The sequence below is a fragment of the Nocardia sp. NPDC059180 genome, from assembly GCF_042754945.1.
Taxonomy (GTDB): Bacteria; Actinomycetota; Actinomycetes; order Mycobacteriales; family Mycobacteriaceae; genus Nocardia.
In genome coordinates this window covers 668,881-692,222 of the sequence record NZ_JBHZBU010000002.1, presented here as the reverse complement: position 1 = coordinate 692,222, position 23,342 = coordinate 668,881, and the positions used below count along the sequence as shown (strand labels likewise).

General features: G+C 67.4%; 23 protein-coding genes. 16 read left to right on the top strand and 7 right to left on the bottom strand.

Going from position 1 to position 23,342, the window contains the following annotated elements:
- Window positions 1–2: 2 nt before the first annotated feature.
- Window positions 3–473, bottom strand: a complete 471-nt coding sequence (locus ACFXNW_RS09215) for a hypothetical protein (protein WP_379417113.1) — start codon at window positions 471–473, stop codon at window positions 3–5.
- Window positions 474–1,314: 841 nt separating this feature from the next.
- Between ACFXNW_RS09215 and ACFXNW_RS09210 the strand changes: the two genes are divergently transcribed.
- The 4 genes from ACFXNW_RS09210 to ACFXNW_RS09195 all read left to right on the top strand — a co-directional run bounded on the left by ACFXNW_RS09210 (window position 1,315) and on the right by ACFXNW_RS09195 (window position 4,298).
- Window positions 1,315–1,938 carry a riboflavin synthase gene (locus tag ACFXNW_RS09210; protein WP_379417112.1) on the top strand — a complete coding sequence of 208 codons (624 nt, stop codon included), beginning with the start codon at window positions 1,315–1,317 and terminating at the stop codon, window positions 1,936–1,938.
- 95 nt (window positions 1,939–2,033) lie between these two features.
- Window positions 2,034–3,278 carry a bifunctional 3,4-dihydroxy-2-butanone-4-phosphate synthase/GTP cyclohydrolase II gene (locus tag ACFXNW_RS09205; protein ID WP_379417111.1) on the top strand — a complete coding sequence of 415 codons (1,245 nt, stop codon included), beginning with the start codon at window positions 2,034–2,036 and terminating at the stop codon, window positions 3,276–3,278.
- Window positions 3,279–3,306: 28 nt separating this feature from the next.
- On the top strand, window positions 3,307–3,786 hold the full coding sequence (ribH, locus tag ACFXNW_RS09200; protein ID WP_379417110.1) for a 6,7-dimethyl-8-ribityllumazine synthase: 480 nt from the start codon (window positions 3,307–3,309) through the stop codon (window positions 3,784–3,786).
- A 2-nt stretch (window positions 3,787–3,788) separates the two neighbouring features.
- Window positions 3,789–4,298, top strand: coding sequence for a PH domain-containing protein (locus ACFXNW_RS09195; RefSeq protein WP_379417109.1), 510 nt, complete (start codon window positions 3,789–3,791; stop codon window positions 4,296–4,298).
- A 58-nt stretch (window positions 4,299–4,356) separates the two neighbouring features.
- Here the strand turns inward: ACFXNW_RS09195 and ACFXNW_RS09190 are convergent, their stop codons facing one another.
- Window positions 4,357–6,306 (bottom strand): gamma-glutamyltransferase family protein, encoded by a 1,950-nt coding sequence (locus ACFXNW_RS09190; protein WP_379417108.1) that lies wholly within the window; start codon window positions 6,304–6,306, stop codon window positions 4,357–4,359.
- Between the two features lie 11 nt (window positions 6,307–6,317).
- Window positions 6,318–6,470 (bottom strand): hypothetical protein, encoded by a 153-nt coding sequence (locus ACFXNW_RS09185; protein WP_379417107.1) that lies wholly within the window; start codon window positions 6,468–6,470, stop codon window positions 6,318–6,320.
- Window positions 6,471–6,686: 216 nt separating this feature from the next.
- On the opposite strand from ACFXNW_RS09185, the gene uvrC reads away from it, so the two are divergent.
- From uvrC to tpiA, 7 genes are all read left to right on the top strand, one after another.
- The gene (gene uvrC / locus ACFXNW_RS09180) at window positions 6,687–8,717 is read left to right on the top strand and encodes an excinuclease ABC subunit UvrC (RefSeq protein WP_379417106.1); all 2,031 of its coding nucleotides are present in this window, start codon (window positions 6,687–6,689) and stop codon (window positions 8,715–8,717) included.
- An 88-nt stretch (window positions 8,718–8,805) separates the two neighbouring features.
- Window positions 8,806–9,759 (top strand): RNase adapter RapZ, encoded by a 954-nt coding sequence (gene rapZ, locus ACFXNW_RS09175; RefSeq protein ID WP_379417105.1) that lies wholly within the window; start codon window positions 8,806–8,808, stop codon window positions 9,757–9,759.
- A complete protein-coding gene (gene yvcK, locus ACFXNW_RS09170) occupies window positions 9,756–10,802 on the top strand; it encodes a uridine diphosphate-N-acetylglucosamine-binding protein YvcK (protein WP_379417104.1) in 1,047 nt (348 codons plus the stop codon). Before rapZ ends, yvcK begins: the two co-directional genes overlap by 4 nt.
- Window positions 10,793–11,776: a DNA-binding protein WhiA gene (whiA, locus tag ACFXNW_RS09165; protein WP_379417103.1), complete on the top strand. Its 984-nt coding sequence runs from the start codon at window positions 10,793–10,795 to the stop codon at window positions 11,774–11,776. The genes yvcK and whiA overlap by 10 nt, the downstream gene beginning before the upstream one ends.
- A 306-nt stretch (window positions 11,777–12,082) precedes the next feature.
- Entirely contained in the window at window positions 12,083–13,099 is a 1,017-nt protein-coding gene (gene gap / locus ACFXNW_RS09160; protein WP_379417102.1) for a type I glyceraldehyde-3-phosphate dehydrogenase, read from the top strand.
- Window positions 13,100–13,104: 5 nt separating this feature from the next.
- On the top strand, window positions 13,105–14,325 hold the full coding sequence (locus ACFXNW_RS09155) for a phosphoglycerate kinase (RefSeq protein WP_379417101.1): 1,221 nt from the start codon (window positions 13,105–13,107) through the stop codon (window positions 14,323–14,325).
- Complete coding sequence (tpiA, locus tag ACFXNW_RS09150) at window positions 14,325–15,110, top strand: triose-phosphate isomerase (RefSeq protein WP_379417100.1); 786 nt, start codon at window positions 14,325–14,327, stop codon at window positions 15,108–15,110. The genes ACFXNW_RS09155 and tpiA overlap by 1 nt, the downstream gene beginning before the upstream one ends.
- Window positions 15,111–15,165: 55 nt before the next feature.
- Here the strand turns inward: tpiA and ACFXNW_RS09145 are convergent, their stop codons facing one another.
- Both ACFXNW_RS09145 and ACFXNW_RS09140 read right to left on the bottom strand, forming a co-directional pair.
- On the bottom strand, window positions 15,166–15,579 hold the full coding sequence (locus ACFXNW_RS09145) for a hypothetical protein (RefSeq protein ID WP_379417099.1): 414 nt from the start codon (window positions 15,577–15,579) through the stop codon (window positions 15,166–15,168).
- Window positions 15,576–16,124: a helix-turn-helix domain-containing protein gene (locus tag ACFXNW_RS09140; protein ID WP_379417361.1), complete on the bottom strand. Its 549-nt coding sequence runs from the start codon at window positions 16,122–16,124 to the stop codon at window positions 15,576–15,578. The genes ACFXNW_RS09145 and ACFXNW_RS09140 overlap by 4 nt, the downstream gene beginning before the upstream one ends.
- Before the next feature lie 105 nt (window positions 16,125–16,229).
- On the opposite strand from ACFXNW_RS09140, the gene ACFXNW_RS09135 reads away from it, so the two are divergent.
- On the top strand, window positions 16,230–17,510 hold the full coding sequence (locus ACFXNW_RS09135) for an alpha/beta fold hydrolase (RefSeq protein WP_379417098.1): 1,281 nt from the start codon (window positions 16,230–16,232) through the stop codon (window positions 17,508–17,510).
- A gap of 27 nt (window positions 17,511–17,537) precedes the next feature.
- Here the strand turns inward: ACFXNW_RS09135 and ACFXNW_RS09130 are convergent, their stop codons facing one another.
- The gene (locus tag ACFXNW_RS09130; protein WP_379417097.1) at window positions 17,538–18,335 is read right to left on the bottom strand and encodes an META domain-containing protein; all 798 of its coding nucleotides are present in this window, start codon (window positions 18,333–18,335) and stop codon (window positions 17,538–17,540) included.
- 176 nt (window positions 18,336–18,511) lie between these two features.
- Here ACFXNW_RS09130 and ACFXNW_RS09125 point away from each other — a divergent pair, with 176 nt between their 5' ends.
- The 3 genes from ACFXNW_RS09125 to secG all read left to right on the top strand — a co-directional run bounded on the left by ACFXNW_RS09125 (window position 18,512) and on the right by secG (window position 21,146).
- Entirely contained in the window at window positions 18,512–19,084 is a 573-nt protein-coding gene (locus tag ACFXNW_RS09125; protein WP_379417096.1) for a DUF3841 domain-containing protein, read from the top strand.
- Between the two features lie 186 nt (window positions 19,085–19,270).
- The gene (locus tag ACFXNW_RS09120) at window positions 19,271–20,869 is read left to right on the top strand and encodes an MFS transporter (RefSeq protein WP_379417095.1); all 1,599 of its coding nucleotides are present in this window, start codon (window positions 19,271–19,273) and stop codon (window positions 20,867–20,869) included.
- A gap of 43 nt (window positions 20,870–20,912) precedes the next feature.
- On the top strand, window positions 20,913–21,146 hold the full coding sequence (gene secG / locus ACFXNW_RS09115) for a preprotein translocase subunit SecG (protein ID WP_379417094.1): 234 nt from the start codon (window positions 20,913–20,915) through the stop codon (window positions 21,144–21,146).
- A gap of 110 nt (window positions 21,147–21,256) precedes the next feature.
- Here secG and ACFXNW_RS09110 read toward each other — a convergent pair whose 3' ends face one another.
- Window positions 21,257–22,444, bottom strand: coding sequence for a YbfB/YjiJ family MFS transporter (locus tag ACFXNW_RS09110; RefSeq protein ID WP_379417093.1), 1,188 nt, complete (start codon window positions 22,442–22,444; stop codon window positions 21,257–21,259).
- Between the two features lie 70 nt (window positions 22,445–22,514).
- Here ACFXNW_RS09110 and ACFXNW_RS09105 point away from each other — a divergent pair, with 70 nt between their 5' ends.
- Window positions 22,515–23,342 carry a LysR family transcriptional regulator gene (locus tag ACFXNW_RS09105; RefSeq protein WP_379417092.1) on the top strand — a complete coding sequence of 276 codons (828 nt, stop codon included), beginning with the start codon at window positions 22,515–22,517 and terminating at the stop codon, window positions 23,340–23,342.

Genomic DNA, 23,342 nt, shown 5'->3' with positions numbered 1-23,342 from the left:
CGCTATACCTGCTCGAGCCTGCGGGTGCCGAGCGCTCGGATGGCTTCGATGACGGCACTTTGCGTCGGTCGGTCGGTGCCGCTTTCGGGCGCCTTCACCCAGCTCCGATAGCCGGTGCGTTCGTCGTCGGGGGAGGGCAGCACGATGTGGCTGCCTGCGCTGGCGACGGTGGCGTAGAGCCGGAACAGTTCGGCGGATTCGGCGACGGTGAGGCTGTCGGGCCGGGCGGGCCCGGTGAGGAAGGTCCAGCGCCGGGCGCGTGGGTGGGCGACAACGGGCCCGGCGATACCGGCCAGGCGTAGCCGCTGCTGGACTCGTTCGCCGAGTTCGGCGGGCATGGTGATGGCGCCGTAGCGGGCGCCCATTTTCAGGAGTATGCGTCGTGAGGTGGGGTCGATGGTGGCTGGGAATTGGAATTCGCGCCGGTAGCTGACGCAACGGTTTTCCAGTGTGAAATCGACGAGCGTGGTCACGCCGCACCCCCGGTGGTGTGGTTTTCGCTGGTGGATGTGTGCTGATCGACGGGCTCGGTGTCCGCGCCGATCTCGGTTCTGTCCACGGTGATCTTTCGGCTTCCTCGAGTGGTGGACTTGCGGTGGTTGTTGCGATAGCGCCGTCGCGCGATCGGTCTCGCGATGTTCCGGCCGTTGGCTGTGCTGCCGAGAGCTGAAACAAACTGGTGCACAACGGTTTACCAGTGAGCTCATGGCAAGGGGACGCTGTGGTCGGTGGTGAGGTGTCACGTGTGGCGTGCCGAGATCGAACTGCCGTGTAGGACTCTGCCGTCCGTGGTCACTCTGCCGTACGGAAACGCTGGTGCTGTTGAACGGTGGGAGTCGGCTACATAACGATTTTGCGTCAATATCCGCCCCGGCGCAAGCGATTGCGGAAATTTATGTTTCGGCGGTGTTTCGTACGGGCACCGACTGTACGGGCCTTGCGTGACATTCTTCTGTGCGTTTCGCAAAATGCCGCCCAACAAAGGCTACGGACCGAACGAGCGGTATTTTTCTGAATATCGGTGAAGAATTATCGCGCCGAAAGTTATCGGTCCCCGTTCGAGTAGATGGACACGGCTCGATGGTTGGGTTCGACGGCGTGTCACGGTCTCGCTGTCCGGCATCGACCCGATCGGCGGCTCGCTCCCCGCGGTGGACTATCGCCGATGATCGCTACAGATGTGGTGCGGCCGCGCTCATCGGGCCAGGTGCCGCTCATTAGGGTGAATCACGAGCACGGCACGGCCCTCGGGAATACCGGTCCGGGTCACGGCCGTTCCGCAACCGGAAGAACACACGCGACAGGGAGTCAGGCATGTTCACAGGCATCGTCGAGGAACTGGGCGAGATCGTCGCCACCGAGCAGCTGGCCGACGCCGCACGGTTGACGATCCGGGGCGAACTGGTGACCTCCGATGCCGGCCACGGCGACTCGATCGCCGTCAACGGGGTCTGTCTCACCGTCGTCGAAGTGGTCGACGGCGATTGCTTCACCGTCGACGTCATGGCCGAAACCCTGAACCGCTCCAGCATCGGCGGCCTCACCTCCGGCGCCAAGGTCAACCTGGAGCGCGCCGCCGCACTCGACAGCCGCCTGGGTGGACACCTGGTGCAGGGCCACGTCGACGGCACCGGCACCGTGCTCTCGCGCACCCCGTCGGAGAACTGGGAGGTCGTGCGGATCTCGCTGCCCGACGCCATCGCCAAGTATGTGGTGGAGAAGGGCTCCATCACCGTCGACGGCATCTCCCTGACTGTTTCCGGGCTCGGCCTGTCCGAGACCCCCGCCGCCGACGGCAACCGTGACTGGTTCGAGGTCTCCCTCATTCCGACCACCCTGTCGATGACCAACCTCGGCACCGCCGCGCCGGGCACCCTGGTCAACCTGGAGGTGGACGTCATCGCCAAGTACGTCGAACGCCTTCAGCAGCGCGGCTGACCACACCGCCCACCAGGCGGGCCACTGCCTCCGGAGCGACACTTCCCACCCAGTAGTGTGGGGTGGCACCTTATTCGAGATGGAGCACAACAGACGTGACCAGGTTCGACAGCATCGAGCGCGCAGTCGCCGATATCGCCGCCGGTAAGGCGGTTGTCGTCGTCGACGACGAGGACCGGGAGAACGAGGGCGACCTCATCTTCGCGGCCGAAAAGGCCACCCCGGAGCTGATGGCCTTCATGATCCGCTACACGTCCGGGTATATCTGTGTGCCCCTCACCGGTGAGGACTGCGATCGCCTCGGCCTGCCGCCGATGTACGCGGTGAACCAGGACAAGCACGGCACCGCTTACACGGTGTCGGTCGACGCCAAGGAAGGCGTGAGTACCGGCATCTCGGGCGCGGACCGCGCCACCACCATCCGCCTGCTTGCCGACGCCGAGGCCAATGCCGACGACTTCACCCGCCCCGGACATGTGGTTCCGCTGCGTGCCAAGGACGGCGGCGTGCTGCGCAGGCCCGGCCACACCGAGGCCGCGGTCGATCTCTCCCGCATGGCCGGGCTGCGTCCGGCCGGTGTGATCTGCGAGATCGTCAGCCAGAAGGACGACGGGCATATGGCCCGCACCGAGGAACTGCGCGTCTTCGCCGACGAGCACGAGCTCGCGCTGATCTCCATCGCCGACATGATCGCTTGGCGCCGCAAGCACGAAAAGCATGTGGTCCGAGTCGCCGAGGCGCGCATTCCCACCGTGCACGGCGAGTTCACCGCGGTCGGCTACCAGAGCATCTACGACGAGGTCGAGCATGTGGCGCTGGTGCGCGGCGACATCCTCGACGGTGACGACGTGCTGGTCCGGGTGCATTCGGAATGCTTGACCGGTGACGTGTTCGGCTCGCTGCGCTGCGATTGCGGTCCGCAGCTCGACGCTGCCATGGAGATGGTGGCCGCCGAGGGGCGCGGTGTCGTGCTCTACATGCGCGGGCACGAGGGTCGCGGCATCGGTCTGATGCACAAGTTGCAGGCCTACCAGTTGCAGGATTCCGGCCACGACACCGTCGATGCGAATATCGAACTCGGATTGCCCGCCGACGCCCGCGACTACGGCACCGGCGCGCAGATCCTGGTCGACCTCGGTATCCGCTCGATGCGGCTGCTGACCAACAACCCGGCCAAGCGCGTCGGACTCGACGGCTACGGCCTGCGGATCACCGAGCGAGTGCCCATGCCCGTGCGCGCCAATGCCGAGAACCTGCGGTACCTGCGCACCAAGCGCGACCGCATGGGTCACGACCTGATCGGTCTGGACGACTTGGATCTGGGAGAGACCGCGCAGTGAATCCGGCCGGACGGAAAGGCGAGAACCGATGAGCGGTACCGGCGTACCCACCTTCGCGCTCGAGGATGCCAAGGAGCTGAAGCTCGGTATCGTCGCCTCGCGCTGGCATACCCAGATCTGCGACACGCTGGTCGCCAATGCCGAGCGGGTGGCGAAGGAAGCCGGTGTGCGTGAGGTGACGGTGGTGCGCTGCGCGGGTGCGATGGAACTGCCGGTCGTCGCGCAGGAACTCGCTCGCACGCACGATGCCGTCGTCGCCCTCGGCGTGGTGATCCGTGGTGACACACCGCATTTCGAATACGTCTGCGACGCGGTCACCTCAGGGCTGACCCGGGTCTCGCTCGACGAGGGCACCCCGGTCGCCAACGGTGTGCTCACCACCAACAACGAGAAGCAGGCGCTGGACCGGGCCGGGCTGCCCGGCTCCGCGGAGGACAAGGGTGAGCAGGCCTGTGCCGCGGCCCTGGATGCCGCGCTGACCCTGCGCTCGCTGCGCGGGTCGAACTGACGATGCCCGTCGTCCGTATCTGGCGCAGGAACGCGGGCCCAGCACCGGCAGGGTCGGGCACCGAGCAGCCCGTCTGGGATCTCGAGGTACGCCCGCGCCGGGCACGTCGGACCGCGGTCGTGGTAGCGGTGGTGCTGGTGATCGCGTTCACCGCCGCCGGGATCTTCCTGCGCGTCGGCTCCACCGGCGTGCATTTCCGGGTGCTCGATCAGTTCGCCATGGCGGGGATCGGCGTGCTCGGTGCGTGCGCGGTGCTACTGCTCACGCGCCCGCGGGTGCGGGTCGGGCCCAAGGGTGTGGTGGTCCGCAATGTGCTCGGTGACAACGAGTTCCCATGGAAATACATTCGCGGGGTCTCCTTCCCGGACCGTAAGTCCTGGGCGCGGCTGGAACTCGTCGACGACGACTACGTGCCGATGCTGGCCATCCGCTCCAATGACAAGGAATACGCCGCCGCCGCGCTCGATCGGATGCGCGAGCTGGGCGCGAAGTACGCCGGTTCCGCCGACTGACCGGTACCGCGACTCGAAGGGTCGCGGCGCCGGTCCAGCGGTGTGTGCCCCTTGTCGATCAGCGGGTGTCGCCGAGGACTTCACCCTCTCGGCGCGGGTCTGCGCCGCCGATCCAGCCGTCTCCGTCACGGCGGACCACACTGAGCCCGCTCGTTTGCGGTGCCACCGAGACCTCGTGCCCCAGTTCGCGTAGGCGCACGATCAGCGGATCGTGGGCACCGTCGTCGCTGGCGTCGATCGCCGGATGTTCGCCGCCCACTCCGGTGACCGGAGTATTGGCCGCTCCGAAGGACACCGCCGACACCGCCTGCTGCGGGTCCAGGCCCCAATCCAGCATGCCGATCAGCGTTTTGACCACGAACTGGATGATCACCGAACCACCCGGTGATCCCGCGACATGGGTGAGCTCGCCGCGCGTACCGTCGGCGCCGTCGGAAAACACCAGCGTCGGGCTCATCGAACTGCGCGGGCGCTTACCCGGCTCCACCCGATTGGCCACCGGGATGCCGTCCTCGCCGACCGGTTCGGCGGCGAAGTCGGTCATCTGGTTGTTCAGCACGAACCCGTCGACCATGTGGAACGAGCCGAAGGCCGATTCCACCGTTGTGGTCATGGCGGCGGCATTGCCGTAGGAGTCCACGATCGAGATCTGGCTGGTGCCGTGCTCGGGTGGCTGCGGACCGACACCCACCGGGACCGGCCCGAAATCGCCGGGTTGCGCCGTACCCATACTGTGACCCGGGTCGATCAGTGCGGCACGGCCCTTCAAATACTCGGGATTGACAAGTGTCTCGGGAGAATTGCCCGGCAGTGGCACGAAATCGGTGTCGGCGACGTACTTGTTGCGGTCGGCGTAGGCCAGACGCTCCGCCTCGGAGATCAGATGCACCGCTTCGGCTTTCGGCTTGCCACCGTTGCGGTCGACGTTGTCCGGGCCGAGTGCGGCCAGGTCGAAGTTGGACAAGATGCCGAGGGTGGCGGCGACGGTGATACCGCCCGACGAGGGCGCGGGCATACCGCAGATTTCGTGCGCGCGATAGTCGGTGCACAGCGCGGTGCGCTTCTTCGCCTGGTAGTTCGCCAGATCCTCGGTGGTGATGAGGCTGGGGGTGCGGCCGCCGGAACCGGAGGTGGCGGCGTCGACCACGTCGCGGGCGATGGCACCGGTGTAGAAGGCATCGGCGCCGTCGGTGGCGATGGCGTTCAGTGTCTTCGACATCGCCGGATTGGTGAGCACCAAGCCTGCGGGCTTGGGGGAGCCGTCGGGGTTGAGGAAGTACGACTTCGCTTCCTCGTCCACCGCGAGGTTCGGCGCGGATTCGGCGATCTGGCCCGCCAGGCGCGGGCTGATCTCGAAGCCGCGATCGGCCAGCGACACCGCGGGGTCGAATAGATCGGCCCACGGTGTTTTGCCGTGTTCGCGATGGGTGAGTTCGAGCATGCGCAGCACCCCTGGCACCCCGATGGATCGGCCGCTGGCCCGTGCGTCCGGTTTCGGTTCGGTGCGATCGGTGTCGCTGACCCAGCGAAGGTAGTTCTCGGTCGCGGCGGCCGGTGCGGTCTCGCGGCCGTCATAGGCCTCCACCGACTTGCTCGCCGCGTCGTAGTAGACCAGGAACGCCCCACCTCCGATGCCGGACGCCTGAGGCTCGACGAGACCGAGCACCGTTTGTGCGGTGATGAGCGCGTCGGCTGCAGTACCGCCGTCACGCAGCACCTCGCAGGCTGCCCGGGTAGCCAGCGGATTCGCGGTCGAGACCGCATAGGTCGCGGTGCGAACCGGCGTCATATCGCTGCGATATCCGGACGCGATCTCGGGGTTGGTGCTCAGGTTCTGCGTGGTGGTCGCACCGCCGGCGGTGGCGGGTGCGGCGGTGATCGGCGTGCCGTTGGGAGCCGTTGTGCACGCCGCGGTTTCCTCGGGTTGCTCCGAACAACCAGCGGCCAATGAGATCACGAGAGCCGCAACGACGGCAGCTCCCGTGCGAATCTGTCGCGCACGCGTCATGAACGGAGACCTTAACCGCTGACGCCGACGAACGTCCCGCGATCGGCACCGGCCTTCTCGATGGTCGCGGTGCGTTCGACCCGCCCGAGGACCGCTGCGGAGACGATCGGACGTCGCGACGTGTGCCCCCGCCGCCACTTGACCTCAACGTTGGTTGAGTTCATAGCGCCGTGCCTGGAAAGGAGTTCTACTGTGACGATATTGGTAACGAAGCCGATCTCGGTGAGGTGGCCGCCGACGCCCTCACCGAACCCAAGGATCGGTTCCAGGCGCCGTCTCCGGGCTGCCGGGCCCGGAGAATTCGCCCACCGCAGCGCTGTCGCGGCCGCGGCCGCGCTCCCACGGCGGGGTTTGTCGGACCGCGTCGATAGGCTGGGTGGGTGGCAGATCCCGCGACGTACCGGCCGAAGCCGGGCACGATTCCCGTCGAACCCGGTGTGTACAAGTTCCGGGATTCCTACCGTCGCGTCATCTACGTCGGCAAGGCCAAGAGCCTGCGGTCCCGGTTGAACTCCTACTTCGCCGACCTCGCCTCCCTGCACCCGCGCACCCGCCAGATGGTCACCACCGCGGCGAGCGTCGAGTGGACGGTGGTGTCCACCGAGGTCGAGGCGCTGCAGCTGGAATACAACTGGATCAAGGAGTTCGATCCACGATTCAACGTCCGCTACCGCGACGACAAGTCGTATCCGGTGCTGGCGGTGACGCTGAACGAGGAGTATCCGCGGCTGTTCGTCTACCGCGGCGCACGCAAGAAGGGTGTGCGCTACTTCGGCCCTTACGCTCATGCCTGGGCGATCCGGGAAACCCTCGACCTGCTGCTGCGGGTGTTCCCCGCCCGCACCTGCTCGAACGGAGTGTTCAAGCGGCACAGCCAGATCGGACGTCCCTGCCTGCTCGGCTACATCGACAAATGCTCGGCGCCATGTATCGGCCGGGTCAGCGCCGAGGAACACCGCGACATCGTCGAGGACTTCTGCGACTTCCTGGCCGGGCGCACCGACCGCATGGTCCGCGACCTGGAGCGGCGCATGCACGACGCCGCCACCGACCTCGACTTCGAAACCGCCGCCCGACTGCGCGACGACGTGCAGGCCCTGCGCCGAGCGCTGGAGAAGCAGGCCGTCGTGCTCGGCACCGGCACCGACGCCGATGTGATCGCCTTCGCCACCGACGAGCTCGAGGTGGCGGTGCAGATCTTCCATGTGCGTGATGGCAGGGTGCGCGGTCAACGCGGCTGGGTGGTCGACAAGTCCGGCGACGCTGTCGACGTTCCCGAGGCGGGCGGCGAGATGGGAGCCCTGGTCGAGCAGTTCCTCACCCAGTTCTACGGCGAACAGGCCGCCGTCGCCGCGCAGGGTGCCGAGGAACAGTCGGCCACCGTGGTGCCGCGCGAAGTGCTGGTCCCCGATCTTCCGGCTGATGTGGAACAAGTGCAGCAGTGGCTGTCGCAACTGCGCGGTTCCGCGGTGCAGGTGCGGGTGCCGCGCCGCGGCGACAAGAAGGCGCTGGCCGAGACCGTGCAGCGCAACGCCAAGGAGGCGCTTGCCCAGCACAAGCTGCGCCGGGCAGGCGATCTGACCTCCAGATCGGCCGCGCTACAGGACATTCAGGACGCCCTCGACCTCGACACCGCGCCGCTGCGCATCGAATGTGTCGACATCAGCCACGTCCAGGGCACTGACGTCGTCGCGTCGCTGGTGGTGTTCGAGGACGGTCTGCCCCGCAAATCGGAGTACCGGCATTACACGATCAAGGAAGCCGCGGGCGACGGCCGATCTGATGACGTCGGCAGTATCGCCGAGGTCACCAGGCGCCGGTTCGGTCGGCTGCGCCGCGAGCGCGACGCCGCTGAACGCGTCGAGCTCGACACTCCCGTCGCCTCCGAGACCGCTTCCGTGCTACTCGACGGCGACGACGAGCACACGTCGCTACCCGGCATCGATCCCAAGACCGGTAAGCCACGCAGGTTCGCCTACCCGCCCAATCTGTACGTCGTCGACGGTGGCGCACCACAGGTCGCGGCGGCCGCCGAGGTGCTCGACGAACTCGGCATCACCGACGTCGCGGTGATCGGCCTGGCCAAACGCCTCGAGGAGGTGTGGGTGCCCGGCGAACCGGACCCGGTGATCATGCCGCGCACCAGCGAGGCGCTCTACCTGCTGCAACGGGTACGTGACGAGGCCCACCGGTTCGCGATCACCTTCCACCGCAGCAAACGCTCCCGCCGGATGACGGCCTCCGCGCTGGATTCGGTGCGCGGGCTGGGTGCGGCACGGCGAACGGCGCTGGTCACGCACTTCGGCTCGGTCGCCAAGTTGAAGGAGGCTACGGTCGAGGAGATCACCGAGGTGCCCGGTATCGGTGTGGCGACGGCACAGGCGGTGCTGGCCGCGTTGCGCGGAGATTAGCCGAGTTCGCGTACGTTGTGTATGCGCCGGATACCGAATCCGGTGCGAGATGATCGAGAGGCACCCAAGACAACAGATCCGGTGGTACATGACACGCGTCGAATCGAACAGCAGCGGCCGTGCCCCCGGGCCCGCCGCAGCGCGCGGCGGGCCCGCCGGTGCGCAGGTAGAGGTCGTCCTGGTGACCGGCCTGTCCGGGGCGGGCCGTGGCACCGCGGCGAAGGTGCTCGAGGACCTCGGCTGGTACGTCACCGACAACCTGCCGCCCGAACTGATCGGGCGCATGGTCGAACTCGGTGCCGCCGCCGATCCGCCGATCCGGCGATTGGCTCTGGTCATGGATGTGCGCAGCCGCTTCTTCACCGGCGATCTCTCGGTGGTCACCGAACAGCTGCGTGAGCGCGGCGTGCGGACGCGGGTGCTGTTCCTCGAGGCCTCCGACGATGTGCTGATCCGCCGGTTCGGGTTCGCGCGGCGCAGGCATCCGTTGCAGAGCGAGAGCGCCGATGGCACCTTGTCGGCGGGTATCGCGGCCGAGCGGATCCGGCTCTCGGCGGTGAAGGCCGCCGCCGATCTGGTCATCGACACCACCGAACTGTCCATCCATCAGCTGCACCGCAAGCTCGAGGAGGCCTATGGTGGCGGTGCCTCGGCCGCCTTGCAGCTGACGATGCAGTCGTTCGGTTTCAAGTACGGAGTACCGCTGGACGCAGACATGGTGTTGGATGTGCGTTTTCTGCCCAATCCACACTGGATACCGGAACTGCGGGAACATTCTGGACAGGAGTCGGTGGTCAGCGAGTACGTGCTGTCGCGTCCGGGCGCGGACGACTATCTGCGTACCTGCCACCACCTGCTCGACCTGGTCACGAACGGTTACCGCCAAGAGGGGAAGCGATACATGACGGTGGCAGTGGGGTGCACCGGCGGCAGGCACCGCAGCGTGGCGATCGCCGAAGCGCTGGGCGAAACGATGCGAACCGACTCCGAGGGGGCCGTCGACGTGGTGCGGGTGGTCCATCGGGATCTGGGGCGCGAATGACGGGCTGGGACACCAATCCCGCCATTGTCGCGCTCGGTGGCGGGCACGGTTTGTACGCGACGCTGACGGCGGTGCGGCGGCTGACCACGCGCATCAGCGCGGTGGTCACCGTCGCCGACGACGGCGGATCCTCGGGCAGATTGCGCGCTGAACTGGGTGTTCCACCGCCCGGTGATCTGCGCATGGCGCTGGCGGCGCTGGCCGCCGACGGCGACGGTGTGTGGACGCGCACGGTGCAGCACCGATTCGGTGGCACCGGCGCGCTGGCCGGGCATTCGGTCGGCAACCTGATCCTCGCCGGTCTCACCGAAGTGCTCGGCGATCCCGTGGCGGCTTTGGACCAAGTGGCGGCGCTGCTCGGTGTCACGGGGCGGGTGCTGCCGATGTCGCCGATCGCCCTGGACATCGAAGCCGACGTGTCCGGCCTCGAGGCCGATCCACGCGTCAGCCGGTGCATTCGCGGCCAGGTGGCAGTGGCCACGACACCGGGCAAGGTGCGTCGGGTGCGGTTGATCCCCTCGGATCCACCCGCGAGCCCGGAAGCCACCTCGGCGATCGAACACGCCGACGTGGTGGTGCTCGGCCCCGGATCCTGGTTCACCAGCGTGATCCCGCACGTGCTCGTTCCCGAATTGCGCGACGCGCTGGTCTACACCAGGGCGCGCAAGGTGCTCGTGCTGAATCTGGCCGCCGAGCCGGGGGAGACGGCAGGATTCTCCGCCGAACGCCATATACATGTATTGTCCCAGCACGCACCGGATTTCGCGGTCGACGATGTTCTGGTCGATTCCGGATGCGTGCCCGAGGGCAGGGAGCGCGAACATGTGGCAAGAGCGGCCGAACAGTTGCGAGCGCGGGTAGTCTTTTCCGATGTCGCCGACGCGGGAACGGACCGGCACCATCCCGGAAAGCTTGCCGCCGCACTGGATCGACTGATCCGGGAACCTCGGCCGCAAATGTCAGGGCTTCGAGTCGAGGGACGGCACATGGGTCAGGATGTGCGGTCCGGGTTGGGTGGAAAGGAGCGCGTCTCGTGGCGATGACAGCCGAAGTGAAGGACGAGCTGAGCAGGCTCGCGGTGTCCCAGGTGAGTTCGCGCAAGGCGGAACTGTCCGCCCTGCTGCGCTTCGCCGGTGGACTGCACATCGTCGGCGGGCGGGTGATCGTCGAGGCCGAGGTGGACATGGGCTCCATCGCGCGCAGGCTACGGCGGGAAATCTTCGAGCTCTACGGATACGGCTCCGACGTGCACGTACTCGGCGCAGGCGGGCTCCGCAAGACCTCGCGCTATGTGGTGCGGGTGTCCAAGGAGGGCGAAGCGCTGGCGCGCCAGACCGGACTGCTCGATGTGCGCGGACGTCCGGTGCGCGGATTGCCGGCCCAAGTCGTCGGCGGCAGCGTCGGTGACGCCGAAGCCGCTTGGCGCGGTGCGTTTCTCGCACATGGCTCGCTCACCGAACCCGGTCGTTCCTCGGCGCTCGAGGTGAGCTGCCCCGGCCCGGAGGCGGCGCTGGCGCTGGTGGGCGCGGCCCGGCGGCTCGGTATCTCGGCCAAGGCGCGCGAGGTACGCGGCACCGATCGCGTCGTCGTGCGCGACGGCGAGGCAATCGGTGCACTGCTCACCAGGATGGGTGCACAAGACACCCGGCTCACCTGGGAAGAGCGCCGGATGCGCCGGGAGGTCCGCGCCACAGCGAACCGCCTGGCCAACTTCGACGACGCCAACCTGCGTCGTTCGGCGCGCGCCGCGGTCGCCGCCGCCGCCCGCGTGGAGCGTGCGCTGGACATACTGGCCGACGAGGTGCCCGACCACTTGGCCGCCGCAGGCAAACTGCGCGTGCAGCACCGGCAAGCCTCGCTCGAGGAACTCGGTCAGCTGGCCGATCCGCCGATGACCAAAGATGCTGTAGCCGGCCGTATCCGGCGGCTGCTGTCGATGGCCGATCGCCGGGCCAAGGATTTGGGCGTGCCCGATACCGAGTCGGCGGTCACCGCGGAGCTACTCGACGAAGCCTGAGTCATCGGGCCGGTCGCTTCGGCCGGCCCGGTTCAGTCGGCTTGCATGATCGGTGACGGCTGCCCGGAGTGTGCGGGGTGGTTTGCGCGGGTGGTTCGGCGGGTGTCGTTGCCCGCAGGCTCGGCGAACCTGTCGATACCGGTCGGTAACCAGGGTGTATGCCGGTCTTCCTGTGCTGCTCGCGGCAACAACGGTACGCACCCGCGCCCGGCTTCAAATCGTGAGGTGCGTGTCTGTGAGGTTACGGCCGGGCACTACTGTAGGTGGAGACGGAATGAATCCGCTTGAAAGCTGAGGAGCGATAACGTGACTGTCCGGGTAGGCATCAACGGCTTCGGTCGTATCGGCCGTAACTTCTTCAGGGCGGTCGAGGCGCAGAAGGCGCTCGGCACCACCGACATCGAGATTGTCGCGGTCAACGACCTCACCGACATCAACACCCTGGCGACGCTGCTGAAGTACGACTCGATCCTGGGTCGTCTGCCCCAGGACGTGTCCGTCGACGGCGACACCATCGTGGTCGGCGACCAGCGGATCAAGGCGCTGGCCATCAAGGAGGGCCCGTCGGCACTGCCGTGGGGCGAGCTCGGCGTGGACATCGTCGTCGAGTCCACCGGCATCTTCACCGACTCGGCCAAGGCCAAGGGCCACCTGGCCGCGGGCGCCAAGAAGGTCATCATCTCCGCGCCGGCCTCCGGCGAGGACATCACCATCGTGATGGGCGTCAACGACGACAAGTACGACGGCAGCCAGAACATCATCTCCAACGCCTCGTGCACCACGAACTGCCTCGGCCCGCTGGCCAAGGTGCTCAACGACGAGTTCGGCATCGTCCAGGGCCTGATGACCACGATCCACGCGTACACCCAGGACCAGAACCTGCAGGACGCGCCGCACAAGGATCTGCGTCGCGCCCGCGCCGCCGCCCTCAACATCGTGCCCACCGGCACCGGTGCGGCCAAGGCCATCGGCCTGGTGCTGCCCGAGCTGCAGGGCAAGCTCGACGGCTACGCGCTGCGTGTGCCGGTCCCCACCGGCTCGGTCACCGACCTGACCGCGACCCTGGCCAAGCCCGCCTCCATCGAGGAGATCAACGCGGCGTTCAAGGCCGCCGCGGAGGGCCCGCTGAAGGGCATCCTGAAGTACAACGTGGACCCGATCGTGTCCAGCGACATCGTCACCGATCCGCACTCGTCGATCTACGACGCGCCGCTGACCAAGGTCATCGACAACCAGGTGAAGGTCGTGTCCTGGTACGACAACGAGTGGGGCTACTCCAACCGCCTCGCCGACCTCATCGGCGTCGTCGGCAAGTCGCTCTGACGCAGATGGCAGTCCACACACTCGCAGATCTGCTGAGCGAGGGCGTCGAAGGCCGGGGCGTGCTGGTGCGCTCCGACCTGAACGTCCCCCTCGACGACAACGGCGCGATCACCGACGCGGGCCGCATCCTGGCCTCGGTGCCCACCATCAAGGCGCTGGTCGAGGCCGGCGCCAAGGTGGTCGTGACAGCCCATCTGGGCCGGCCCAAGGGTGAACCGGATCCGAAGCTGTCGCTGGCGCCGGTCGCCGCGCGGCTGGCCGACGAGCTGGGCCGCAATGTTCAGCTCGCCGGTGATGTGGTGGGTCAGGACGCGCTCGCGCGTTCGGAGGGCCTCACCGACGGCGATGTGCTCATGCTGGAGAACATCCGCTTCGATCCGCGTGAGACCAGCAAGGACGACGCGCAGCGGGCCAAGCTGGCCGCCGCGCTGGTCGAGCTGGTCGGCGATGACGGCGCGTTCGTCTCCGACGGCTTCGGTGTGGTGCACCGCAAGCAGGCGTCGGTGTACGACGTGGCGAAGGTGCTGCCGCACTACGCGGGCACGCTGGTCGCCGCTGAGGTCGATGTGCTGGCCAAGCTCACCGAGAACCCGCAGCGGCCGTACGCGGTCGTGCTCGGTGGATCCAAGGTTTCGGACAAGCTCGCGGTGATCGAGGCGCTGGCCCCCAAGGTCGACACCCTCGTCATCGGCGGTGGCATGTGCTTCACCTTCCTTGCCGCACAGGGGCTCCCGGTGGGCTCCTCGCTGCTGCAGGAAGAGATGATCGACACCTGCAAGCAGCTGCTGGAGCGCTTCGCCGACGTCATCCATCTGCCGCGTGACATCGTGGCGGCGGACAAGTTCGCGGCCGATGCCGATTCGAAGGTCGTCCCGTCCAACGAGATTCCCGACGGCTGGATGGGCCTGGATATCGGCCCCGAGTCGGTGGACCGGTTCGCGGCGCTGCTGACCGAGGCGAAGACGGTGTTCTGGAACGGCCCGATGGGCGTGTTCGAGTTCGACAACTTCGCCGCAGGTACCCGCGGTGTCGCCGAGGCGATCGTGACCGCGACCAGCAAGGGCGCGTTCACCGTCGTCGGTGGCGGTGACTCGGCCGCGGCCGTGCGCACGCTCGGCCTGCCCGAGGACGGTTTCTCGCACATCTCGACCGGCGGCGGTGCGTCGCTGGAGTACCTCGAGGGCAAGGAACTCCCCGGTATCAGCGTGCTGGAGGAGGACGCGTAATGGCTCGTACGCCGCTCATCGCGGGCAACTGGAAGATGAACCTCAATCACCTCGAGGCCATCGCTCTGGTGCAGAAGATCGCGTTCGCCCTGCCGGACAAGTACTTCGACAAGGTCGATGTCACCGTCGTCCCGCCGTTCACCGATATCCGCAGCGTCCAGACCCTCATCGAGGGTGACAAGCTGCGGATCACCTTCGGCGCGCAGGACGTGTCCGTGCACGACGAGGGTGCCTACACCGGCGAGATCAGCGCGTCCATGCTGGCCAAGCTCGGCTGCAGCTATGTGGTGGTCGGGCATTCCGAGCGCAGGCAGTACCACAACGAGGACGACGCGATCGTGCTCGCCAAGGCCAAGCAGGCGCTTAAGCACGGGATCACTCCGATCGTGTGCATCGGCGAGGGTCTCAACGTCCGCGAGGCGAAGACCCACGTCGAGTACAACCTCGAGCAGCTGCGCGGTTCGCTCAAAGGTCTGACGGCCGAGGAGATCTCGAAGATCGTCATCGCCTACGAGCCGGTCTGGGCCATCGGGACCGGTAAGGTCGCCACTCCTGCCGACGCGCAGGAAGTGTGCGGCGCCATCCGCGGCGAACTGGCCGAGCTGGCCTCGCCCGAGGTGGCGGCGTCGGTTCGGGTGCTCTACGGCGGTTCGGTGAACGCCAAGAACGTCGGCGAACTGGTCTCGCAGACCGATATCGACGGCGCTCTCGTCGGCGGAGCCTCCCTCAAGGGTGACGAGTTCGCCACTCTGTCGGCCATCGCCGCAGGCGGCCCGCTGCCCTGATCGGGTGAAGGCATCGAGGCCCACCGGGATTCCGATCCCGGTGGGCCTCAGTCGCCTATATCGCCTGACCTGCTGTGGTGAGCCAGGTGGAGATGTCGTCGATGACGTGTGGGTCGACGCGCACAGCGGCCACCGCATGGGGCACGTATTCGTCTGTAGGGGTATATGTTTCGGTGACCTGCTCGGGATGGGCAATATAGATCTTGTCGAACCGCAGCACAGCGACACCACGAGCCGCCGGCCCCCAGGCAAGGTCCTCGAGCGGTTTGTTCACGCCCATCGTGCTGTCGCGGTCGGCTGGACCGGATCCTGGCAAGAAGACGACTCCAGCGTGCGTGCCGCGACCTTGCGGCACGCTCAACGTGCCGGATACGGCTGACGGCCCGCTCCCGAGGGTGATGGCATATTCGTCGAAGCCTTCCGCGTCTGCGTAATGCGGTGGACGCCAGGCCTGCTCGGTATCTGTCACGAGCCACCCTCTGTGGAGTCGTTTCGCGCAGAGGTCATGGGAAACAGGATCGGGCTGAGCAGGTAGGGATTTCGGTCGGCCGATGCTTCATGGGTGAGGCGCGGCAGGATCACTGCGCGCAGGTCGTCGATCAAACCGGCGAGCTCGTCGCGATCGAGCCAGATGACATGCTGCCGGTAACCGACCTGGTCCGCGGCTATATCGGCGTCGCCACGGTCGAGATAGCTTTGAAACTCGGCCATCAGCGTGGCCATCGCGATCGCGAAAACATCACGGTGTTCGTCGTTGGTCGCAGCGGCGGCGGCGTCGGCGTCGATCACCGCGCGTTCGCGGCGCAGGCGATAGCTGCGTTCCACCACGCCGCGCACTCGCTGCTCGCCGGCTATCTCCAGGACTCCATGCTCGGCCAGCAGGTCCACATGCCGGTAGAGGGTGGCTTTCGAGACATCGGGCATCTGCGCGTGCAGCTGGGCGGTTGTCGCAGCTCGGCCACCGGACATGGCGTGCACGATGCGCAGGCGTACCGGGTGGGCGAGCAGTTCCATCGGGTTCACAACGCTATGTTCTCATTGTTGATACTGTTTGCAAAGATGAGAATATTAACTGGCGGTCGAGACAATGCTGTCGTCCGCCTGGTGAGGAGGATTCAGATGGTGGTCGCGAGCCCAAGCCGTACGGGCGTCGAGGTTGTGGAGCATTTGCGTGCGGGCCGGTTCTCGCAGGTGCACGCGATGTTCGCGACGCACTTGCAGGCGCTGGTCCCGGCCGAGACTCTGCGCACCGCCTGGCAATCCATCCACGACCAACACGGACCCTTCGTGGCGGCCGGTGATCCGACAGCTACTGCGGGCCCGGTGGGAACATCGGTAGTGGTGCCGGTACTGCTGGCGCAGGGCACATTATTCGTCGAACTGGTCGTCGACGCTTCGGGTCGTCTGGTGGGCCTGCAACTGACCCCACCGCACCAGCCGTGGCAGCCACCCGACTACGCCGACCGAGCAGCCTTCGACGAGCACGAAATAACGCTGGGCAGTGGGCCGCTCGCGGTGCCGGCAACGATTACCGTGCCTCGTTCGGCAACCCGATGCCCCGCCGTCGTGCTGCTTCCCGGCGGTGGGCCGTTCGATCGCGACGCAACATCCGGGTCGAACAAGCCGCTCAAAGATATCGCGTGGGGCTTGGCCGGCCGTGGCGTCGTGGTAGTGCGGTTCGACAAGGTCACCCATGTGCACGCCGCGATGGTCGCCCAGCACGAAACCTTCACCATGACCGACGAATACGTTCCGCATGCCGTCGCTGCCGTGCAGGTGCTGTGCGAGCACCCCTCGGTAGATGCCGGGCGAGTGTACGTACTCGGGCACAGCATGGGCGGCAAGGTCGCAGCTCTGGTCGCGGCCGCCGAACCGGCCGTCGCCGGCCTGATCCTCATGGCCGCAGACGCCGAGCCGATGCAGTGGGCCGCGGTACGGGTGGCCCGGTATCTGTCCACCTTCGCTCCCGACGGCGGTGCCGCCGCTGCGCAGGCTGTCGAAACCCTCACCTGCCAAGCGCAATTGGTAGACAGTGACGATCTGTCATCGGAAACCGACGCCGGCCGACTGCCGTTGGGCCTGTCGGCGGCGTATTGGTTGGATCTGCGGGGCTACGACCCGGTCGTGACCGCGGCCACGGTCGGCAAGCCGATGCTGATCCTGCAGGGTGGGCGTGACTATCAAGTCACCGTGGATGACGATCTGGCCCGCTGGCGGGCCGGGCTCGACGGGCGGCCCGAGGTGATCATCCGCGTCTATGACGCCGACAATCACCTGTTCTTCCCCGGAACCGGCCCGTCCACCCCCGCCGAATACGGCCCACCCCAACACGTCGACCCACACGTCATCGACGACATCACCGCCTGGCTCACCACAGGGCATCGACTGGCTGCGCCCTAGTGACCAGCTGGTTACTGTCCGGGGTCGTTACTGTGCCCGGAGCATGAGTCCGTGGCCGTTGGGGTTGCGCAGGGTGAGTTCGTTGGCGTCGACGGTGGCCTGGGCGGTGCCGTCGAGGGCGGTCAGGACGGCCTGTTCTACTTCCATGGTCTCGGGATCGCACATCATCTTGGTGGTGGCGACGGTGAAGGCGATGTCGGCGCCTTCGGGGGTTTCGGTGATCGCGGCCTGGCCGGTCAGCCGGTTGCAGCCGGCGAAACCCGTGAGCGTGCCGTCTTCGGCGATGGTGAAGGTGGGCTGGAGTTCGTCGATCTTCTGTGAGTGGATCTGGGCGTCGGGGGTGAGCAGCGCGGTGACGACCCAGGGGGTGCCACGCAGCGGTCGGTCGGGCATGAGGACCTTCTTGTCCATCATGACCACCGTGGTGTTGTTGCCCTCCAACGTGAGCCGCGATTCATCGAGGCGCCAGGTGGGGGAGGCATTGAGCAGATCGCCGAGCCACTGATCGGCGTCCATCTTGTCGCCGGGGCACGCCATGAGGGTGCTGGCCAAACCGGACACCTTCATGGTGTTGCCGTCGAGCACGACGGCGCCGTTGTGGGTATTGCAGCCAGCCGACGCAGACACCCGGTCGTCGGCGAAGGCGAGCGTCAGCGGCCCGCCGCCGGGTATGGGAGTGCCCTCGACCTCGGTGGAGATGTAGGTATGGCCCATCGGCGTCGGCGGGGGACCGGCGGGTTCGGAGTCGTCGTCGTTCGAACAGGCCGTTGCGGCCGCGAGGGTGAGCAGCAACGCCGCTCCGAACCGGATCAGGTTTGCCGACATGTTGCGATCCTACCGGCGGGGGGTCGGCTGGTTCAGGAATGAAGGACAGAAAACCAGGTGACGCCGACGGGTGTCGGTCGTAGCGTATGTTTCCTGCTCGTCGACGAGAAATAGGGGGAGGAACCAATGTTCGCGGATTCGACGATCATGCTGCCTATCCAGCCCGAGGGTTGCTGATGCGATTGTGGACGTTGCAAGCGCCGGAAGTCGTTGCAGCCGTGCGTGACAACGGTATCTTCCGTGCGGATTGGGAATACGCGGTCGTGAACTGGCGACCCGCCTACCGCGCCATGGTCGCCGAAATGGAGCGTCGGGGCATTGCCTGCCATGGTGCCGCGCCGGTGTGGTGCTGGCCCGGCAGAGCGCTGCGGCGCGGGCCGACTCGTGACACCGCGAACAGCCTGCTCGGCCTCGACCAATGGGCGCACGGCGTGCACCTGATAAAGCTCGACGTCCCCGCTTCGGCCACCATGGCCACGTCTTACGCCCGATGGAACGACTATCTCGGCGTGACGATGGAACTGCTCCGCTCGGCCGGCCGCAAGGACGGCGCCGCCTTCTCCGCCGATCAGGCACCCATGGACTGGAGTGCCACCCTCGCCTCCGAGTGGGACAACATGCAGATCGTGATCCCCGAATTGCGCCGCGAGTGGGTTGTCCGCACCCGCTACTACGCGCCCGACGCCGAGACCGCCGCCCGGATCGCGGCCGACCCGGATCTCACTCCGGCGCCTGCCGTGGCGCGCTGACGCTGCGACCGAGGTGGATGCGCGTGGGGGATGGGGTCGGCGTCGGAGTTCGACGTCGGCGCCGGTCGTCGCAGCCGAACTCGCGCCTCCCACGGCAGAGGGCTCGGTGAGGTCGAACCGCAAGGCGGGGCCACCCGGCCCAATGATCATCAAGGTGCCGTCGGAGCCCCGACTAGGCTGTCTCGAGTGACCACCGCCGCACCGAAACCGCCTTCCACCTGGGCGCCGCTGCGCAATCGGGTGTATCGGGCGCTGTGGATCGCGCAGTTGGTGTCGAATCTCGGCACCTGGATGCAGACGGTGGGCGCGCAGTGGATTCTGGTGGATCAGCCCAATGCCGCGGCGTTGGTGGCGTTCGTGCAGACGGCGACCACACTGCCCGTGATGCTGCTGTCGATTCCGTCGGGAGTGATCGCGGATCTGGTGGATCGGCGCAGGTTGCTGCTCGGTGCGCAGACCACCATGGCGTTGCTGGCGGCCACCCTCGCGGTAACGACGGCGACCGGGCACACTACGCCCGCTGTGCTGCTGACGTTGCTGTTCCTGCTCGGCTGCGGTCAGGCGTTGACGGCTCCGGCTTGGCAGGCGATCCAGCCCGAATTGGTCCCGCGCGAACAGATTCCGTCGGTCGCCGCGCTCGGCAGTATGAGCATGAATATCGGGCGCGCGGTGGGGCCCGCGATCGCCGGTGTGCTGGTGTCGCTGTCCGGGCCGACGCTGGTGTTCATCCTCAATGCCCTGTCGTTCGGCGCCATCGTCGCCGCCTTGATCCTGTGGCGCAGGCCGTCCACCGAGCGGTCGCTGCCCAGCGAACGTCCGCTGGCCGCATTGCAGGCGGGTACCCGGTTCATCCGCGCCGCACCTGCGATCCGGCGCGTGCTTCTGCGTTCGATCCTGTTCATCGCCCCGGGTAGCGCGTTGTGGGCGCTGCTGCCGGTCGTCGCGCGTGACGGTCTGCACCTCGGCTCCTCCGGGTACGGCCTGATGCTCGGGGCGCTCGGTGTCGGCGCCGTTCTCGGTGCACTCGCGCTGTCGCGGGTGCGTGCGCTGCTCACCCCGACCAGGCAGCTGGGGATCGCCGCGGTGGTGTTCGGGGTGGCGACCGTCGGCGCGGCTCTGCTGCACTCGGTGGTTCCGGTCCTGCTGCTTCTGGTGTGTGCGGGCTTCGCTTGGTTGTTGGCCTTGTCCACCATGAACGCGACGATGCAACTACTGCTACCCGGCTGGGTGCGAGCGCGCGGGCTGTCGGTGTACATGCTGGTGTTCATGGGCGGCCAGGCCATCGGCTCACTGGTGTGGGGCCTGGTCGCGGGCGCGTTCGGGGTGGTGGCGGCGCTACTGTCCGCGGCCGTGCTGCTCGGCTGCTGCGCGCTGACCACCCTGTGGCTGCCGATCCGCCACGACGCCGACGCGCTCGATCTCACCCCGTCGGCGTTCTGGCCGGAACCGCAGCTGGTGGAGGAACCATCGCCGGCGGACGGACCGGTCATGGTGCTGCGCCCCTACGACGTGCCGCCGGAGAACGTCGAGGAATTTCTGGCGGCGATGGTGTTCGTCGGCAGGTCCAGGCAGCGCACCGGCGCGATGGAGTGGCGGCTCTACCGTGACGTCGGCGTCGTCGACCGGTACGTGGAGGCGTTCGTGGTGCGGTCCTGGTCAGAACATATGCAGCAGCATCAGGTTCGGTTGACAGCGCAGGATCAGCTGAGGGAAAGTGCCGTCACGCGGTTCGCCAGTGGCGACGAGACCACGATCACCCACCTGGTCGCGGTGCCCCCGCGCTGACCTGATTCGTTCCAGTCCGCCCCGTCCGCATAGACTGTCGGCCATGCGGATGTTCCTGGATATCCTCCTGATCATCACCAGCGTGCTGCTGGTGCTGCTGGTGCTGCTGCACCGCGCCAAGGGTGGAGGTCTGTCCAGCCTGTTCGGTGGCGGTGTGCAGTCCAGCCTGTCGGGCTCGACGGTCGTGGAGAAGAACCTGACCCGCCTCACCATCTTCGCCGGGGCCATCTGGCTGATCGCCATCCTCGGCATCGGCCTGGAGATCAAGTTCTCCTGATCACCTCGGGCGGCCCGTGCACCTGACGCACGGGCCGTCGACATCCTGACACCGCTGACCGACCGAGATCGTGCTGGGTCGCCGCATGCCGGCAACCGGGCGCGATCATGTCATCGCCGCGCGAGAGCCTGTCGGCGCGACAACTGGGCTGAGGGTTGATCGCCGGAGCCGACGGCCGCGCTGTTCGAGGCACCGATCCGGCGGTTCGCAGCGACAGCCAACGCAGCGGCGCAAGCCAGGACCACCGCCGCGACCGCGAACGCGGCACCGTAACCGTCGCCCAGTAGCGGCGCCACCACCAGCGGACCCAGCAGCTGACCTGCCCCATACACCGCCGTCAGGGCTGCGGCCGCCGTCGCGCCCCGCAGCCTGCCGCCGATCTCCATTGCCAGCAGCGTGATCCCCATGAATGTGGCACCGAACAGTGCCGCCGACACGATCACCTGCCACGTCCCGGTCGATACCGCGAGCAATCCGGCCGACAGGAACTGCGCGAACAACGCCACCGGCAACAGTCCCGCCGTCGGCCGGCGTCGCGCCAGCACGCCCCACACCACGGTCGCCGGCGCCGCCGCCACACCGACGATCACCCAACTGCCCGGAGCCAGCGCCGAGTCGCCGACCGCGGCGACCAGGAAGGTCCCGATCACGATGTAGCCGAGGCCTTCGAGGAAGTACGCGCCGAGCAGCAACCGCCACGGCCCACCGCGCGGATGCCGGGTAGCCCCGGTACCGGGCGCCGAGCCCGGAATATCCAGCCACAGCGCCGGGGCGATCAGCAGTACGGTCAGCACCGTCGCGCCGATCCACATGCCCTGCCACGACAGCATCGGCCGCACCGCGAGCACCAGCACACCGGTGACGGCGATCCCCAGCCCTACTCCGCCGAACGCGATACCGGCGGCATATCGACCGCGCAGCCCCGCCACCGCACGCGCACAGCCGACGAAGATCACCGCACTCGCCACCCCCGCGACCAGCCGCGCGGCGGCAGCAGTCGACATCGGCAGCGCCATCAGGGCTTCGCTGAGCACCAACGCCACTGCCGAGACCCGGAAGAAGCCGGGTCCGTTCAGATCAGGCCGACGAGCCAGCAGCACCGCGCCGAGCAGGTACCCCGCATAGTTGGCGGCCGCGACGACCGCACCGGCATGTGCGTCGAGACGATGCGCGTCGATCATCACCGGAAGTAGCGGGGTATAGGCGAAACGGCCGACGCCCATCGCAGCGGCCAAGCCCGCGCAGGCCGCCAAGGCAGGTGCGAGGGTTCGTTCGGGTGCGGGCGCTGTCTCGGTCACGTGAATCGACGCTACGGTCCGCTCCGCCCGCCGTGAAATGCTTGTTGTGCACGATGTATACGCTGGACGCATGGATGTGGAGTTGCGTCACCTGCGCGCGTTCGTCGCGCTGTGCGAGGAGGCCAACTACACCCGTGCCGCCGCCCGCCTGAACCTGAGCCAGCCCGCACTCACCCGCACGATCCAGCAGTTGGAGCGGCTGCTGGAATGCCGGTTGATCGAACGAAGCTCCCGAAGCTTCGCGCTCACCGACGAGGGCTCCGACCTGCTGAACCGCGCCCGCCGGGTTGTCGCCGACGTCGACGCCATCTCCGCTGACCTGCGCCGCCGCGCCACGGTCGAGATCGGATTCTCCTGGCTGCTGCCCGACGAATGGTTCGCCGAGACCCGCACCCGGTTCGAGGCCCTCGGCGGACGGATCAGCCTGCGGCGCGTCGATGACCCGCTGGCCGCGCTCGACGAACGCGCCATCGATATCGCCATCTACCGCACCGACAACGGCCTGCCCCGCCACCTGCGCTCCCGGTCGATCGCTACCGAACGCCGAGTGCTCGCCGTCAGTGCGGGCTCACCGCTTGCCGAGGCCGTCGGACTGAGCTGGTCCGACCTCGCCCATGAGCCACTGGTGGTCAATACGATCTCCGGGACGACCACCGCCGCGTCCTGGGACCCGCCAGATCACGAGCGCGCGGTCATCACCTGCACGAACTTCGACGAATGGATCGAGTTGGTTGCCGCCGATCGTGGGATCGGTGTGGTGCCCGAACTCGCCCGCGTGCGCGCGCCGCATCCGGGCGTGGTCTATCGCGATGTACCGGATGCGCCCCCGTCGCGGGTTCGACTGGCGTGGCGTTCCGAGCCACCGCGGGCGGTGCGCCGTTTCCTCGAGGTCGCCTGA